This window comes from Thermocrispum municipale DSM 44069 (assembly GCF_000427825.1).
GTDB lineage: Bacteria > Actinomycetota > Actinomycetes > Mycobacteriales > Pseudonocardiaceae > Thermocrispum > Thermocrispum municipale.
On the sequence record NZ_KE386593.1, the window covers coordinates 308,078 to 322,655 of the forward strand.

Sequence of the window (14,578 nt, forward strand, 5' to 3'; positions counted from 1 at the left end):
TGAGAGTGGTGCTGGTGATGCTGGATGCGGGGTAGCTGAGGCTGGTCATGGCTGCGCCTTGGGCTGGTCGTGATCAGAGACGAGGTGTAGCGGGGTGGGCTGGCTGCGCAGGGCCTTGAGCACTTCTCCTGCGGTGCCTCGGGACACGTCGGCAAGGGACATGAGCTGGCTGACGGTCGGCAGGCTGCTGTGCTGGGCGGCGTACTTCCTGGCGGCACGGTCGGCGCGGTCACGCGCCGGGGACTCCACCTGCCGAGCGGACGGCAACGCCGGTCGCTGCTGAACACGCGCCGCTGAACGCTGCCCGGCCTCCTCTGCCGGACGTGCCTCCGGCTGTACGGGCGCGGGCTGTTCAGCAGGACGCTGTACAGGCTCGCGCTGAACGGCGTCGGACGGCTGAACAGTCGCGGACGGCTGGACGTCCGGACGGCCGGTGCTCGGCTCCGCCGGTGGCTGGTCGGCCGCGATCAGGTAGAGCAGGTGCGCCACGATGGCGGCCGCCAGCGCGGGCCACGCCCCGATCCCGAACCGCAACCAGGGCGGCGCGGACGCCATACCCTCGGCGAGGTAACTCGCCTGCGCGAGCCCGGACAGACCGGCGGCGAGCACCACCACTGCCCAGGCGTAGCGCCGAGCACTGCCAGTGAGCCGGGCCGTGGCCGCGTAGGCCACCAGGGCGAGGCCGTCGGTGATCAGCGGGTAGAGCGCGGCGATCACGGACGGCACGGCGGCCGCGCGGGCGACCTCGTACAGGCCGTGCGCGGTGGCGACTGCCGCGCCGACGGCCACCAGCAGGCCGGGTAGCCAGAGTGCGCGGCGAGACGCCTGCGGCCGCTCGCCGGACGTGGGAGACGGACGGTGCATCATCACGCGACCTCCCCTCGCTGGTCACGCAAGCGACCGGCGGGCGTGGCGGCTGCGATGCGGCTGAGCCGGTGCCCGAACGTGTCGTTGACCTGCTTGAACCCGTCGAGGTCGAGCAGCAGCACACCGACGGAGGCACGCCAGCAGGCGCGGCGGGCTCGAGCCTCGAGCAGCTCACGACCCGGCAGGCCGGTGAGGCGGTCGTGCGATGCGCGCCACCACCAGTACCGAGCCGTGGCGCTGGCGGCGGGCCATGCGATGGCGAGGGTGATCGTGAGGACCGTGGTCATCGCCGGACACCACCCAGGCGACGGCGCGGCGTCGCGGCCGCGAACTGCTCATCGGTGGGCTCCGGGGCCGGGGCCTCACGGTCGCCCGCCCACCACGCGACGATGGGGTCAACGCTGTCCGCCAGTGGCACCGTGGTCGCCGCCCGCGGCGGGGTGTGGTTCTCCAGCGAGCAGTTACCCGCGCTGGCCTTGATCCGCCGGACCACGCCGGGCCGGTACCGGTCGTGCCAGTCACCGACCAGCGCGGCCGACGCGGCCTCGCCCTGGTAGGCGACGAGCCACGCCTCCATCAGCCAGAGCAGTTCCTCGATCACGTCGGGGTGCCATGCCCAGCAGTCCGGGAGGGCGGCGGCCGCGTCGGCGTACCGGAGAAAGATCGCGTCCATCCAGGCGACGAGCTCGTCCAGCACGCCCCGGACGTGCTCGGCGTCCTTCGGCGCCTGCAGCCAGGACGGCACGGCGGGCGTGTCCGGGTTCTTCCGCAGGTTGGCGAGTTCCTCGGCCAACGTGGCGACCTGACCGGCCAACTTGGCCAGTTGACCGGGCACCTTGTGCACCGGCTCGATCCGGCGGCGGAGCGCATCGACCTCGGCGGCGAGCCCGGCCACCGCTGCGACGGTCGCGTACGTCTCCTTCTCGTCGTGGCTCATCGGGTGGCCTCCTCAGCGGTGCGGGTGCGGCGCACGGCCGCGTGGGCCGCGCGGACCTGCGCGGGCAGGGATGCGAACCGCGGGTGTGCCTCGGCGAGACGGTCGGCGGCGCGCTCGACCAGGCGGTGCCGGGTGCGCTGCCAGCGCTCGAGGCGCTCGGCCCACCGGCGGGCGCGCGCCAGTGCGCGGACGTCCCGGCGCTTCCAGGCCATCTGCACGCGGCCGACGGCGGCAGGCATGTTGCGGCGGATGATCAGCACCCGGCGGGGTGGCAGCTGCGCGATCTGCGCGGGCGTCAGGACGGGCACGCGGTGCGTGCTGACCGAGTGCAGGTCGCCGTCCTCATCCCAGGTCGGCACCTCCTCGTACCGCTCGCCGGTCAGCGAGGAGTACGCGGCGAGGTCGTCCGGGTCGCGCGTGGCGCCGAAGATCATCAGCGTCGCGGCGTTGTTCAGGATCGTCCCGACGCCGGTGTCGCCCCAACGCTGCTTTAGCTGCGAGCGCGACTGCGCGGCGATGTGGATGGTCACGCCCCGGCCGCCCATGTCGGAGGTCCAGTTGTCCAGCGGGACCGGGCAGATCAGCGCGGCCTCGTCGAGCGCGAGGGTCAAGGGCGGGTCCAACCGGCCGCCGGGCATGTGCGCGGCGAGCCTGCGCGCCTCGCGGGCGATGTGGCCAGTTAGCGCGGTCACCAGCGGCGCGACCTGCGAGTCCTCGGCGCCGAGCATGTAGACGGTGCCGCGGCGCTCGATCAGCTCCTCGACGTCGAACGTGCCACCTGTCGCGGCCGCTGCGGCCGTCGAGTCGGTGAGCCAGCCGAGCGCGGGCATGATCGTCGCGCAGATCGACGAGCGGGTCCGCTCGTTGGTGTTCAGGAACTGCAAGGCGTCCTGCTCGTACGCCGGTTCGGCCGACCGGCGCAAGAACCGCTGCACCTCGGCGGCCGCACCGTCCGGGTCGGCAACCCACGCCAGCACGTCACGCATCGAGCCCTCGCCGAGCGCGGCGGCGTGCAGCAGCGACGCGAGCACGCGCCGGGCCTGCCCCGACCAGAACTCCATGTCGCCGCCCTTGCCGGGCGCGGATACCCCGGACAGCAGGTCGGCGGCACGCGCGGCGGCGGTCGCGGGCTCCGTGCAACCCGACAGCGGGTCGAACGTCACGGTCGAGTCGATCCCGCCGAGCCCGCTCGGGTTGAACACCCCGACCGGTCCCCGCTCGGCGCGGCACGGCCCGGTGAGCTCGAGCAGGTCGGTACGCGTGCTGGTGGCGATCACCGCACCGGGGGCGTCCAGGATGCGGCCCGCGAGTTCGCCGGTCTTGCCGGTGCGCGGTCCACCGATGCGCAGGGTCACGTCCTCGACCGGCGACCAGATGCGGAACAGGCCGACGCGGGCGAGTGGGGTCGCGAGCTCGCGGATCGGCACGCGCAGCCGCTGCCACCACGGCAGGTCACGCACGCTCGGCCGCAGCACGGCGGCCTTTCGGCGCACCGCCAGGCCGGATGCGACACGCAGGATCGTCCACTGTGACGCGACGCCGTCGTTCCGGCGAACGCGGCGCGACCAGCGGTTCACCGTGCCTGCCGAGCCGGTGCGGCGACGCGCGACGGCAAGCAGCGGACCGACGACCAGCAGGACGCCCACGATCATCAGCCAGGGCCAGTACACCCGGCCCGGCGTCTCCGCTGGCATCCGGTGCATCAACCAGCCGAGCCCGGCAACGCCGAGACCGACGAGCACGGTCTTGCGCACAACGCGCGACTTCTTGTTCCGGGAGGTGTTCATGCCGCACCCCCGGACAGCGCGGCCCGCTCGGTCCACTCGGCGAGGTCGAGGCTGTTCGCCGCGGCCGCGGCATCGTCGAGTAGCCGCTCGACCACCTTCGCGGGCACGACGTACCGGCCCTGCGCGCGACCGATCCGCATACGGACGGCCGGGAACGAGTCGGCCTGGATTAGCCGGTAGAGGTACTCCTGCGAGATGCTCAGCAGCGCGGCCGCCTCGGGCACCGTGTAGGTCGGCACTCCCTCGGCACGCTTCCGGATCGCGTTCCGCAGCGCGGCGTCACGCATGATCTCGCGGGTCTGCCGGCCTCCGACGCGAGCCGAGCGCTCGGCGTCCACTTCGGCCGGTTCGGTGATGTTGGTACGCATCTGGGACTCCACTCCGCAATCTGTTGCGCGCCAAGGGATGCAGCCCTTACCGCGCATCGGTCAGGTCAACCGTGGTGCGGACGTCGTGTCCTTTTCAGACAGTCAGTCCGTGGCTGACAACTCCAAGACTCCAGCCAGCGGAGGCACTGTCGGGGGACAATCCGTCACACCCACACAATACAAAGTGAGTTTGTATTGTGCCAGTCGCTGGCGAAGTGTCGAGGTGAGGAGTTGTCAGCGCCAGTAGCCGCTACCGGGCCTGCGCTCGTGCCACGCGATGATGGTCTGCGGCCGCCACAGCTGCGTTCGGCCGATCTTGTGGTCGGGTGCCGGCATCTGACCGCGGTTGCGGTACGCGCTGATCGTCGCGACACGAACTCCCAGGTAGGCCGCTACGTCGGACGTCGTCCACCACTCGGCGTCGGGGCTGGGCTTCGTCGCGGTCATGCTCGCTCCAGCGCCGACCAGGCGTCCGCGACTATCTGCTCTAGCGACGAGCGGGTCGGCTTCCAGCCGAGTTCCGCGATCGCGCGAGACGGGTCGGCAATCAGCGCGGGGGGTTCGGCCGCGGCCGGCCGGTGCTCGACCTCGATGTGACGTCCTGTCACACGCTCGGCGGCGGCCACGACGTCGAGCACGCTGGAGCCTCGGCCGCTGCCGACGTTGAACCGCCTCCACGTGCCCGGCGGTGGGGTGTGCGCGCAGGCGGCCGCGAACGCGGCGGCGGCATCGTCCACATGCAGGAGATCACGGACGGCGGACCCGTCGCCGTTGACCGGGAAGCGCGGCGCCTGTCCAGCCGCGGCGGCAAGTGCGCGCGGGACCATCCGGGTCTCGTCGGGGTCGTGGCCGCCTGCCACGTTGAACAGGCGGATGATGGCCGCGCCGATCTTCCCCGCGTCGGCGTGCGACTCGATGGCGAGCTCGGCCGCCCTCTTGCTCGCTGCGTACGGGTGCGGGATGTCGTCGGGCAGGTCCTCGTGCATCGGCTGCTCGGGCGGCGAGCCGTAGATCGCGCCCGTCGACGCGAACACGATGCGGCGGACGTCGGCGCGGAGCATGGCGGCGAGGAGGTTCAGCGTGCCGCAGACGTTGACCTGGAAGTACCGCTCCAGCTGCTCCCACGACTCGCGAGCGCGGGTCAGCCCGGCAAGGTGACACACGACGTCGATGCCGCGCAGCGGCTCGGCGAGTGTCGCGGGCTCGGTGAGGTCGCCGACGTACGTCGCGGTGTCCTCGAGCTCGGCTGCCTGGCTGTGCAGCAGGGCCACCGGCGTGTGCCCGGCGGCGCGCAGGGCGGCGACCGTCGCGCGGCCGAGATAGCCGCCGGCACCGGTGACGAGAACATTCACGACCGTCGCTCCTACTCACCCGAGAATGAGATCGCGGTACTTCCACGTGAGTGCGATACACGCGGCCGCCGCGCTGGCGAGCGGCTCCTCGGTCTGAGCCTTGCGCACGTTGCGTGCATTCCACGCGATGCCGACCGAACCGTCCTCGGACGGGTACAGGTCGCCCTCGGCGTTGCGGGCCACCATGCGGCCGAAAGCCGCGTCGAACACGTCGGCGTCGATCACGTTGACCGTAAGAATCTCACCGGCCGGAACGAGCGGGTCGATCCCGACCCCGAGACACCACGGGCGCACTTTGCCGTGGCGGCGGCCCTCGTTGAGGGTGCGGAACGGCTCCTCGGTGCCGTAGTCGATCGGCGCGCCGCTGCTGCCGTCGTGCTCCGGGTTCCCGAGCATCTCCTCGGAGTACTCGCGCAGGATGCTCCGCCAGAGGTCGAAGTCGCCGGCCATGTTCCACGGCGCGATGCCGGACGGCTGGAACACGCCGGCCGGGATGACGTGCGAGGTTCCGCCCGCGACGGCGACGTGGGCCTTGCCTCGCCGGTGCAGGAAGAACGAATCGCCTTCCGGGCCGCGGCGGATGGTCAGCGTGTTGATGCTGGGCAGCACGGTCCGGCGTGCGAGGTTGAACAGGTCGCCGACGTGCTGGCGGAACGGTAGGTCGTCGAGCGTCACCTTGTCGCCGTCGGCGTTCATCCACGCGTCGGCGAGCTCGTGCGCCATCACCTCGCACACGTCGATCATGTCGAAGTACGTGGTGTAGCCGAACCGCATTCGGCCGCCGGCCGAGTCCCACTGCAGGTCAAGTAGGCGGTAGGAGCCGCGGTTGTCGAACAGCGTCGGCCGCGCGAGCGCCCGGATCGCCTGGCTGTAGCGGTTGTACGGCCGCCCGTCGACGGCCTGGCCGCGGTAGGGCGCCGCCTCCGGGTCGGTCGCGGTGATCGGCGGCGGTGCGGTCTCGCCCGCCCAAGAGAGCTCGATCGCGCTCAGGTCGACCGGCTCGGCCGGCATCCACTCCGGCACGGTGATGCAGGTAGTGCCCTCGATACGGATGGGGTCCCAGTACAGGTCCGCGGCGACCTTCGACAGGGCGTGCCGATTCTTGTTCAGCGTCTGCCGGACGGCCTTCCAGCGCTCGTTCTTTTCGCTCGACGCGCCTTCGTCGGCCGCGGCCTCGTCGGGCTCGTCCATGAGGCCGAACCGCGAGGGCGGCACGTCCATCGCCGCGGCGAACCGCCGCAGCTGCGTGACGTCGTGGCACCGGCGAGCGCCAGAGATGTACTTCGACACGAGCGTCCGGTCGATACCCAGGATCGACGCCATCTCGGCGTGCGTGGACACACCGTGCGCGCGCATATAGGTCTGGATCACGCTGCCCAGGTTCGAACCGTCCCGCGGACGCTCAGTGGCCATGCGCTCCTCCCGTGTCGATCAGCTACGAGGGTACGGGGACGGCCACACTCAGGGCGACCAGTGCGCCCGGTCCGTCGGCGGCATACGCTGAGATCGCATCTGGGACTCCACCTGATGCACCCGCCCAGGACGGGGATGCAGCCCCGTCCTGGGCCACTTCACCCGAAGAGGAAAAACCTACGGTCATCCCTCGACGCTGGACAACGACGTCAGAGTCGTTCTTGCGGTCGGGGTTTTGTCACTAACCTGAGATGTTCCTCAATCAATGTGTCTTCCTGACATGCCCCAGCTGTGATCATCCGTCCGTGTTAGCACTCGTCGCTCACTGCCCTCGGAGGCCGCTGCATGCGGCTGCCGAGGATGTCGGCGGCGCGGCGGTCGGCTTCGCCGACCCAGGCGGCGTAGACGCGGAGAGTGGTGGCGCCTCCGCCGGCGTGGCCGAGACGGCCGGCCACCGTGCGGAGGTCGACGCCGGCGGTGAGCAGCTCGGTCGCGGCGTAGTGCCGTAAGGCGTGTAGGTGGGTGTCGATGCCCAGCTCGGCGCACATACGGGCGTAGCGGTGTGTGACACCACTTGGATCACACGGCCGGTCGTACGTCGGCTGGTAGGAGAACATAAACGCCTCGTCGCTCGGCTCAACGCCGAGCTGCTGCACCGCGTCCTCGTATCGCGCGCGGTGCTCCTGCAGAACCTCGACGGTCGCCGGGTCGAGCGACACTCGGCGCATACGGTGCGTCTTGGTGTCCTTCTCGAACGATCGACCGGCGGCGCGAACATAGTTGCGGCGCACGGTGATGTACCCGGCGGCGAGGTCCACGTCGCTCCAGCGCAGCGCGAGCACCTCGGCGCGCCTCATGCCGGTCACCATGACCAGCCAAACCAGCGTTCCCCACGCCTCGTCCTGACCCCACGCCGCGTCGATGATCCGGGCTGCCTGCTCGACTGTCGGCGGGGTCGGCTGCGGCGCTGGCTGCCGCGGCTTGCGCGCTACCTCGGCCGGGTTCGAATCGATCCACTCCCACCGGACCGCGGCCGCGAACGTGCCGCTGAGCATGAAGTGAATCTTCGAGATCGTCGCGTTGCCCAGTGGCCTGCACTCGTGCGGACGGCACTCCAAGACCTTGCAGCCGGCCTCGGCACAGTCGTGCGGCGGATAGCCACCAGCGGGCGGTCGGCCTGGCGGTCGGCGGTGCCGGACCTCGCGGCACTCGTGCTCGCCGTCGACGCGGTGCTCGATGAACGGCCTACCGTCGCACCGCGCCCGGCACCGGCGAAGCTCGGCGTAGAACTGCTCGAGCACGCGGGCTGAGACCTTGCCCACCCGCTCCTTGCCGAGCGCTGGCTTGATGTACCGGCGGGCGTACATCTCGTACGCCTCGCGGGTCGACTCCTCGACCTCCAGCGTCCTGAGCCACTCATCTACGGCGACGCTCAGCGTCGCGTTCGTCTTGGCGTGCCGCTCGGCGTCCACCTGCGCGAGCAGCCGCGTGAGGATGCGCTCGGCCTCCTTCTCGTCGGTCGTCGACTCGCGGAGGTACAGCCTCTTACCGGTCAGCGGATCGGTGCCGGCGTAGACCTTCACGCGCAGGGAGTTGCCACGGCGCTCGATCGTGCCGCGGTTACGGGACCGTCCCTGGGTGCGTCTTGCCACGGCTAACAGGATACCCGCACCCACCGTGGGTCCCATCACGTCGAGCCTGGGGACTCGTGCACCAGCATTTGCGCTGGTCAGAACTTGTGGAGCCGAGGGGAATCGAACCCCTGACCTCTGCCTTGCAAAAGCAGCGCTCTACCAATTGAGCTACGGCCCCGAAACGCGGGCTCGAGACCCGCGTGGAAGTCAGTTCTGGCTGGCCGAACCGTGCCGGGTCGTCGCGGCCGGCGTCGAGCCGTTGGAGCTGTTCGCCCCGGGGGTGGTGGACGGCGCGGTGGCCTCACGCCACAGGTCTGCGTCGGCCTTGGCGTCCTTGCTCCGCTTGATAGCGAACAACACGCCAACCACGGCGGCGATGGCCAAAAGCTTCTTCATCCCCGTTTGCCTCCTCAACGCCTCACCAACGTGACGATGCTACCTGTACCGCGAACGGCGTCGGGCAACAACCCCGTTTGCTGTGCGTGAACCGCGTCGGGCCATGCGACCGGCACTGCCGAGTCGCACGAAGAAACCCCCTGACACCACTCGTCAGGGGGTTCGTCGTCTCGGGGTGGGCCTACCTGGACTTGAACCAGGGACCTCTTCGTTATCAGCGAAGCGCTCTAACCGCCTGAGCTATAGGCCCTTGCGACATTTGTGAGAGTACCGCACCGGCTGAGGCCGCCCGCGCCCGGGGGCCCGCTCACGCCCGCCGCTCACTCACGCTCGGACAGGGTGATCTCCAAGCCGCCGGCCAGGTCGGCCGACACGTTGTAGATGAACGCCGACACCGTGGCCAACGCCGACAGCAACACGATGTTCACCATGCCGATGATGGCGGCGACACCGAACACCCGGCCCGCGCTGATCAGCGGCTCGGCCACCGCGTCCGCACTCTCGCCGGACACCAGTGAGGTGTAGGTGCCGTTCAGCTTGTCCCACACGCCCATGCCGTCCAGCACGATGTAGAGCAGGCCGACCGCGGCCATCCACACCAGGAACATGGCCACGCCGAGCACCAGGCTCAACTTCAACACCGACCACGGGTCGATGCGCTTGACCATCAGGCTGGCGCGCCGCGGCCCGCGCCCCGGCCTTCGCAGTGCCGACGGGGCCGAACGCCCCTTGGTGCCCAGGCTGACCGCCTCCACCTTGCGTGGCCCCTTCTCTGTGTTCGGCTGCTCCAAGTAGTCCGTGCGCTGGTCGGCGTTGGCAACCGTCGCGCCGTCGAACATGCCTTGGGCCGCCGGCCCGTTCACGGTCGGTATCTCCCCAGTGTGCGTCGTGACGTCGCCGGCGTCATATCCGGACGACCCACCATCCCGGGAAACCCGCTGCCACGGGGGAGCACCGGGCCCGTTGCCCGCGGCCCCGTCACCGCCGGCAGGTGTCTCCGATTGGTGGGTGGGAGCTCCTCCGCTGGGATTCTCCGGGCCTGTCATGCTTCTCCGTTAGTCGCGTCCGTCGCTTCCGCGGGTTCGCCCTGCCCATTGGGCTCGTCAGCGTTGCGAGCCACTGCCAGCAGTGTCGTTCCCTCGTCGAGGTTCATCAACCGCACGCCCTTGGTCTGCCTGCCCGCCTTGCGGACCTGCTTGGCGGCCGTGCGGATGACACCGCCGCTGGACGTGATGGCGAACAACTCGTCCTCGGCGTCCACGATAAGCGCTGCGACCAGCTTTCCGCGACGCTCGTCGTACTGCAACGTGAGCACGCCCTTGCCGCCGCGGCCCTGCACCGGGTAATCCTCGATCGCGGTCCGCTTCGCGTAGCCGCCTGCGGTGGCCACCAACAGATAGGTGCCAGGCCGCACCACGGTCATGGACAACAGCTCGTCGCCGTCGTTGAACCGCATGCCCAGCACACCGGACGTTGCCCGGCCCATCGGGCGCAACACCTCGTCGTTGGCGTGGAACCGGATCGACTGACCGTTGGCCGACACCAACAGCAGGTCGTCCTCCGCGGAGGCCAGCTGCGCGCCCACCAGTTCGTCGCCCTCGCGCAGGTTGATGGCGATCAGGCCACCGGAGCGGTTGGAGTCGAAGTCGCTCAGCCGGGACTTCTTCACCAGGCCGCCCTTGGTCGCCAGCACCAGATACGGCGCGACCTCGTAATTCGGGATCTGGATGACCTGGGCGATCTCCTCGTCCGGCTGGAACGCCAGCAGGTTCGCCACATGCTGGCCGCGTGCCGCGCGATTGGCTTCCGGCAGCTCGTAGGCCTTCGCCCGGTAGACCCGGCCCTTGTTGGTGAAGAACAGGATCCAGTCGTGCGTCGAGCAGACGAAGAAGTGCTGGACGATGTCGTCCTGCTTCAACGCCGCGCCCTGCACGCCCTTGCCGCCACGCTTCTGCGCCCGGTACAGGTCGGTCTTGGTGCGCTTGGCGTATCCGGTGCGGGTGATGGTGACGACCACGTCCTCGACGGCGATCAGGTCCTCGATCGACACGTCGCCGTCGAACGGGATGATCTGCGACCGGCGGTCGTCGCCGTGCTTGTCGACGATCTCCCGCAGCTCGTCACCGACGATGGAGCGCTGCCGCTCCGGCCGGGCCAGGATGTCCTCGAGGTCAGCGATGGTGCGCTCGATCTCGGCCAGCTCGTCGATGATCTTCTGCCGCTCCAACGCCGACAGCCTGCGCAGCTGCATGTCCAGGATCGCGGTCGCCTGGATCTCGTCGACATCCAGCAACGCCATCAGGCCGGACCGCGCCTCTTCGGTGTTCGGCGAGCGCCGGATCAGCGCGATGACCTCGTCCAGCATGTCCAGCGCCTTGACCAGACCACGCAGGATGTGCGCCCGCTCCTCGGCCTTGCGCAACCGGTAGCGGGTGCGCCGGACGATGACGTCGACCTGGTGCTTGACGTAATGCCGGATGATCTGGTCCAGCCGCAGGGTGCGGGGCACGCCGTCGACGATCGCCAGCATGTTGACGCCGAAGTTGTGCTGCAGCTGGGTGTGCTTGTACAGGTTGTTCAGCACGACCTTCGGCACCGCGTCGCGCTTGAGCGTGATCACGATGCGCATGCCGCTGCGCTTGTTCGACTCGTCGGCGATGTCGGCGATGCCGCTGATCTTGCCTTCGCGCACCAGCGTCGCGATGTTCTCGATGAGGTTGTCCGGGTTGACCTGGTACGGCAGCTCGGAGACCACCAGGGCGACGCGGCCCTTGGAGTCCTCCTCCACCTCGACGACCGCCCGCATCCGGATCGAGCCGCGGCCGGTGCGGTAGGCGTCCTCGATGCCCGACGTGCCGAGGATCAACGCCTTGGTCGGGAAGTCCGGCCCCTTGATGCGCTGCATCACCGCGGCCAGCGTCTCGTCCTCCGAGGCCTCCCAGTTGTCCAGCGCCCAGTAGACCGCCTCGGCGACCTCGCGCAGGTTGTGCGGCGGGATGTTGGTCGCCATCCCCACCGCGATGCCGGAACCGCCGTTGACCAGCAGGTTCGGGATCCGCGACGGGAGCACGGTGGGCTCGAGGGTCTTGCCGTCGTAGTTGTCGACGAAGTCGACGGTGTCTTCCTCGATGTCCCGCAGCATCTCCATGGCCAGCGGGGTGAGCTTGGCCTCGGTGTACCGCATGGCGGCCGCGGGGTCGTTGCCCGGCGAACCGAAGTTGCCCTGCCCGTCGACCAGCGGGTACCGCATCGACCACGGCTGCGCGAGCCGGACCAACGTGTCGTAGATCGCCGAGTCGCCGTGCGGGTGGTAGTTACCCATGACGTCGCCGACGATGCGTGAGCACTTGGTGTAGCTGCGCTCCGGCCGCAGGCCGCTGTCGTACATCGAGTACAGCACCCGGCGGTGGACCGGCTTGAGGCCGTCGCGGACATCCGGCAGAGCTCGCGACACGATGACACTCATCGCGTAGTTGATGTAGGAGCTCTGCATCTCCTGCTGGATGTCAACAGGTTCGATGCGGCTGCGTTCCGGCGTCTCAGTCACGAAAGCGTTCCTTTATATCCAGTGATGCGCACGTTCCAGGCGGCGGATCAGATGTCGAGCATTCCGGCTTCGCGGGCGTTGCGGGTGATGAAGTCACGACGGGACTCCACGTCATCACCCATCAGCACGCTGAACAGCTCGTCAGCGGTCGCTGCGTCGTCCAAGGTCACCTGCAGCAGCAGCCGGTTGTCCGGGTCCATCGTGGTCTCCCACAGCTCGTCGGCGTTCATCTCGCCGAGACCCTTGTACCGCTGGACGCCGTCGTCCTTGTTGATCTTCTTGCCGGCCGCCAGGCCCCGCTCCAGCAGACCGTCGCGCTCGCGGTCGGAGTAGGCGTACTCCGGCTCGGCCCGCTGCCACTTGATCTTGTACAGCGGCGGCTGCGCCAGGTAGACGTGCCCGTGCTCGATCAGCGGTGTCATGAACCGGAACAGCAGCGTGAGCAGCAGCGTGGTGATGTGCTTACCGTCCACGTCCGCGTCGGCCATCAGCACGATCTTGTGGTACCGCAGCTTGGTGATGTCGAACTCTTCGTGGATGCCGGTGCCCAACGCGGTGATCAGCGACTGCACCTCGTTGTTCTTCAGCACCTTGTCGATGCGGGCCTTCTCGACGTTGATGATCTTGCCGCGGATCGGCAGGATCGCCTGGTACATCGAGTCCCGGCCTTCTTTCGCCGAACCACCCGCGGAGTCACCCTCCACGATGTAGAGCTCGCACTCCTCCGGCTTGGTCGACCGGCAGTCCTTCAGCTTGCCCGGCAGGCCGCCGATGTCCAGCGCGCCCTTGCGGCGGACCAGCTCGCGCGCCTTCCGGGCGGCCAGCCGGGCCTGGGCGCTCGACACCGCCTTGGAGATGATCAGCTTCGCCTCGGACGGGTTGCGCTCGAACCAGTCGGACAGCCACTCGTTGGTGGTGGTCTGGACGAACGACTTGGCTTCCGAGTTGCCCAGCTTGGTCTTGGTCTGGCCCTCGAACTGCGGCTCGGCCAGCTTGATCGACACGATCGCCGCCAGGCCCTCCCGGACGTCGTCACCGGTGAGGTTGGCGTCCTTCTCCTTGAGCAGCTTCTTGTCCCGCGCGTAGGCGTTGACCACCCTGGTCAGCGCCGCACGGAAGCCTTCCTCGTGCGTGCCGCCCTCGTGCGTGTTGATCGTGTTGGCGAACGTGTACACCGACGGCGTGTAGCCGGTGTTCCACTGCATGGCCACCTCGACCTGCAGGCCGTCACCCTTGGCCTCGAACGAGATGACCTTGTCGTGCACGGTGTCCCGGCTGGCGTTGATGTGCTTGACGAAATCCTCCAGGCCGCCCGGGTAGTAGTAGGTGCGCTCCTTCAGCGCGGCCTGCTGCCCCTCGGCGTCCTCGGCCTCCTCGGGCTGGCGTTCGTCGCGCAGCACCATGGTCAGGCCCTTGTTGAGGAACGCCATCTCCTGCAGCCGGCGGGCCACCGTCTCGGTGTTGAAGTAGGTCGTCTCGAAAATGTTCTCGTCCGGCCAGAACGACAAGATCGTCCCGGTGCGGTCGGTGGTGCCTTCCTTCTGCAACGGCCCCGGCTCGGAGTTGACGTACTTCTGCGTCCAGATGACCCCGCCGCGGTGGATCTCCACCTCGAGGCGCTTCGACAGCGCGTTGACCACCGAGACACCGACACCGTGCAGACCACCGGAGACGGCGTACGACTTGCTGTCGAACTTTCCGCCGGCGTGCAGCACCGTGAGAGCGACCTCGACGCCCGGCTTCTTCATCGTCGGATGCTCGTCCACGGGGAAGCCACGGCCGTCGTCCTCGACCCGCACTCCGCCGTCGGCAAGCAACGTGACCTCGACGCGCGTGGCGTGCCCGGCCATCGCCTCGTCGACCGCGTTGTCGACGACTTCCCAGATCAAGTGGTGCAGGCCGCGTTCACCGGTAGAGCCGATGTACATGCCGGGCCGCTTGCGTACGGCCTCCAGGCCTTCCAAGACGGTGATGGACGATGCGCTGTACTCGTTCTTTTTGGCTGCCACCTGCTCCGGTGTCTCCCTGGGTCGTCGCCGCAGCGGTCACGCGGCGAGATGTTCACGGGCGCGGGTCATGTCCGGTCAGCGCCCGACGCACTACCTCAAGTCTACTTGCCCACCTTTGCGAACGGGCGGCAAGGACACCCCTAACAGCGCCACAGAGCGCCGAATTCGACCAAGCACGGTAGGGAACCCGCACCCCTGGCTCCACTCGCGGCACACGAGGCGCTGGCCGACGTTCGGTGATCGTCGCCCGAAGGACACTCCCCGGTAA

General features: G+C 69.0%; 13 protein-coding genes and 2 tRNA genes. All 15 read right to left on the bottom strand.

From position 1 onward, the window contains the following. Positions 1–45 precede the first annotated feature (45 nt). The 15 genes from YWM_RS0116885 to gyrB all read right to left on the bottom strand — a co-directional run bounded on the left by YWM_RS0116885 (position 46) and on the right by gyrB (position 14,310). Positions 46–870, bottom strand: a complete 825-nt coding sequence (locus YWM_RS0116885) for a hypothetical protein (RefSeq protein ID WP_156914818.1) — start codon at positions 868–870, stop codon at positions 46–48. Beyond that, a complete protein-coding gene (locus YWM_RS0116890) occupies positions 867–1,154 on the bottom strand; it encodes a diguanylate cyclase domain-containing protein (protein ID WP_028851690.1) in 288 nt (95 codons plus the stop codon). Before YWM_RS0116890 ends, YWM_RS0116885 begins: the two co-directional genes overlap by 4 nt. Beyond that, positions 1,151–1,804: a hypothetical protein gene (locus tag YWM_RS24215; protein WP_052345034.1), complete on the bottom strand. Its 654-nt coding sequence runs from the start codon at positions 1,802–1,804 to the stop codon at positions 1,151–1,153. The genes YWM_RS0116890 and YWM_RS24215 overlap by 4 nt, the downstream gene beginning before the upstream one ends. Continuing rightward, the gene (locus YWM_RS25355; RefSeq protein ID WP_052345036.1) at positions 1,801–3,591 is read right to left on the bottom strand and encodes a type IV secretory system conjugative DNA transfer family protein; all 1,791 of its coding nucleotides are present in this window, start codon (positions 3,589–3,591) and stop codon (positions 1,801–1,803) included. The genes YWM_RS24215 and YWM_RS25355 overlap by 4 nt, the downstream gene beginning before the upstream one ends. Then, positions 3,588–3,959 carry a helix-turn-helix domain-containing protein gene (locus YWM_RS0116905; protein WP_052345038.1) on the bottom strand — a complete coding sequence of 124 codons (372 nt, stop codon included), beginning with the start codon at positions 3,957–3,959 and terminating at the stop codon, positions 3,588–3,590. Before YWM_RS0116905 ends, YWM_RS25355 begins: the two co-directional genes overlap by 4 nt. Before the next feature lie 234 nt (positions 3,960–4,193). Further along, positions 4,194–4,406 (bottom strand): helix-turn-helix domain-containing protein, encoded by a 213-nt coding sequence (locus YWM_RS0116910; RefSeq protein ID WP_028851692.1) that lies wholly within the window; start codon positions 4,404–4,406, stop codon positions 4,194–4,196. Then, on the bottom strand, positions 4,403–5,311 hold the full coding sequence (locus YWM_RS0116915; RefSeq protein ID WP_028851693.1) for an NAD-dependent epimerase/dehydratase family protein: 909 nt from the start codon (positions 5,309–5,311) through the stop codon (positions 4,403–4,405). The genes YWM_RS0116910 and YWM_RS0116915 overlap by 4 nt, the downstream gene beginning before the upstream one ends. A gap of 15 nt (positions 5,312–5,326) precedes the next feature. Continuing rightward, the gene (locus YWM_RS0116920) at positions 5,327–6,724 is read right to left on the bottom strand and encodes a helix-turn-helix domain-containing protein (protein ID WP_028851694.1); all 1,398 of its coding nucleotides are present in this window, start codon (positions 6,722–6,724) and stop codon (positions 5,327–5,329) included. Between the two features lie 308 nt (positions 6,725–7,032). After that, positions 7,033–8,376, bottom strand: a complete 1,344-nt coding sequence (locus tag YWM_RS0116925) for a tyrosine-type recombinase/integrase (protein WP_028851695.1) — start codon at positions 8,374–8,376, stop codon at positions 7,033–7,035. An 87-nt stretch (positions 8,377–8,463) separates the two neighbouring features. Further along, positions 8,464–8,536 (bottom strand) — tRNA-Ala (locus YWM_RS0116930). A gap of 29 nt (positions 8,537–8,565) precedes the next feature. Then, entirely contained in the window at positions 8,566–8,754 is a 189-nt protein-coding gene (locus YWM_RS0116935; RefSeq protein ID WP_028851696.1) for a DLW-39 family protein, read from the bottom strand. A gap of 176 nt (positions 8,755–8,930) precedes the next feature. Then, positions 8,931–9,004 (bottom strand) — tRNA-Ile (locus tag YWM_RS0116940). A gap of 70 nt (positions 9,005–9,074) precedes the next feature. Further along, on the bottom strand, positions 9,075–9,800 hold the full coding sequence (locus YWM_RS26940) for a DUF3566 domain-containing protein (protein ID WP_028851697.1): 726 nt from the start codon (positions 9,798–9,800) through the stop codon (positions 9,075–9,077). Continuing rightward, positions 9,797–12,301, bottom strand: coding sequence for a DNA gyrase subunit A (gene gyrA / locus YWM_RS24225; protein ID WP_043661437.1), 2,505 nt, complete (start codon positions 12,299–12,301; stop codon positions 9,797–9,799). Before gyrA ends, YWM_RS26940 begins: the two co-directional genes overlap by 4 nt. 47 nt (positions 12,302–12,348) lie before the next feature. Further along, a complete protein-coding gene (gyrB, locus tag YWM_RS0116955) occupies positions 12,349–14,310 on the bottom strand; it encodes a DNA topoisomerase (ATP-hydrolyzing) subunit B (protein WP_028851698.1) in 1,962 nt (653 codons plus the stop codon). Between the last annotated feature and the right edge of the window lie 268 nt (positions 14,311–14,578).

Excerpts from the sequence above, each read along its gene's own strand:
- YWM_RS0116905 (WP_052345038.1), bottom strand. The coding sequence starts at position 3,959 with ATGCGTACCAACATCACCGAACCGGCCGAAGTGGACGCCGAGCGCTCG.
- YWM_RS26940 (WP_028851697.1), bottom strand. The coding sequence starts at position 9,800 with ATGACAGGCCCGGAGAATCCCAGCGGAGGAGCTCCCACCCACCAATCG.
- YWM_RS25355 (WP_052345036.1), bottom strand. The coding sequence starts at position 3,591 with ATGAACACCTCCCGGAACAAGAAGTCGCGCGTTGTGCGCAAGACCGTG.
- YWM_RS0116935 (WP_028851696.1), bottom strand. The coding sequence starts at position 8,754 with ATGAAGAAGCTTTTGGCCATCGCCGCCGTGGTTGGCGTGTTGTTCGCT.
- YWM_RS0116910 (WP_028851692.1), bottom strand. The coding sequence starts at position 4,406 with ATGACCGCGACGAAGCCCAGCCCCGACGCCGAGTGGTGGACGACGTCC.
- YWM_RS0116920 (WP_028851694.1), bottom strand. The coding sequence starts at position 6,724 with ATGGCCACTGAGCGTCCGCGGGACGGTTCGAACCTGGGCAGCGTGATC.
- YWM_RS0116890 (WP_028851690.1), bottom strand. The coding sequence starts at position 1,154 with ATGACCACGGTCCTCACGATCACCCTCGCCATCGCATGGCCCGCCGCC.
- YWM_RS24215 (WP_052345034.1), bottom strand. The coding sequence starts at position 1,804 with ATGAGCCACGACGAGAAGGAGACGTACGCGACCGTCGCAGCGGTGGCC.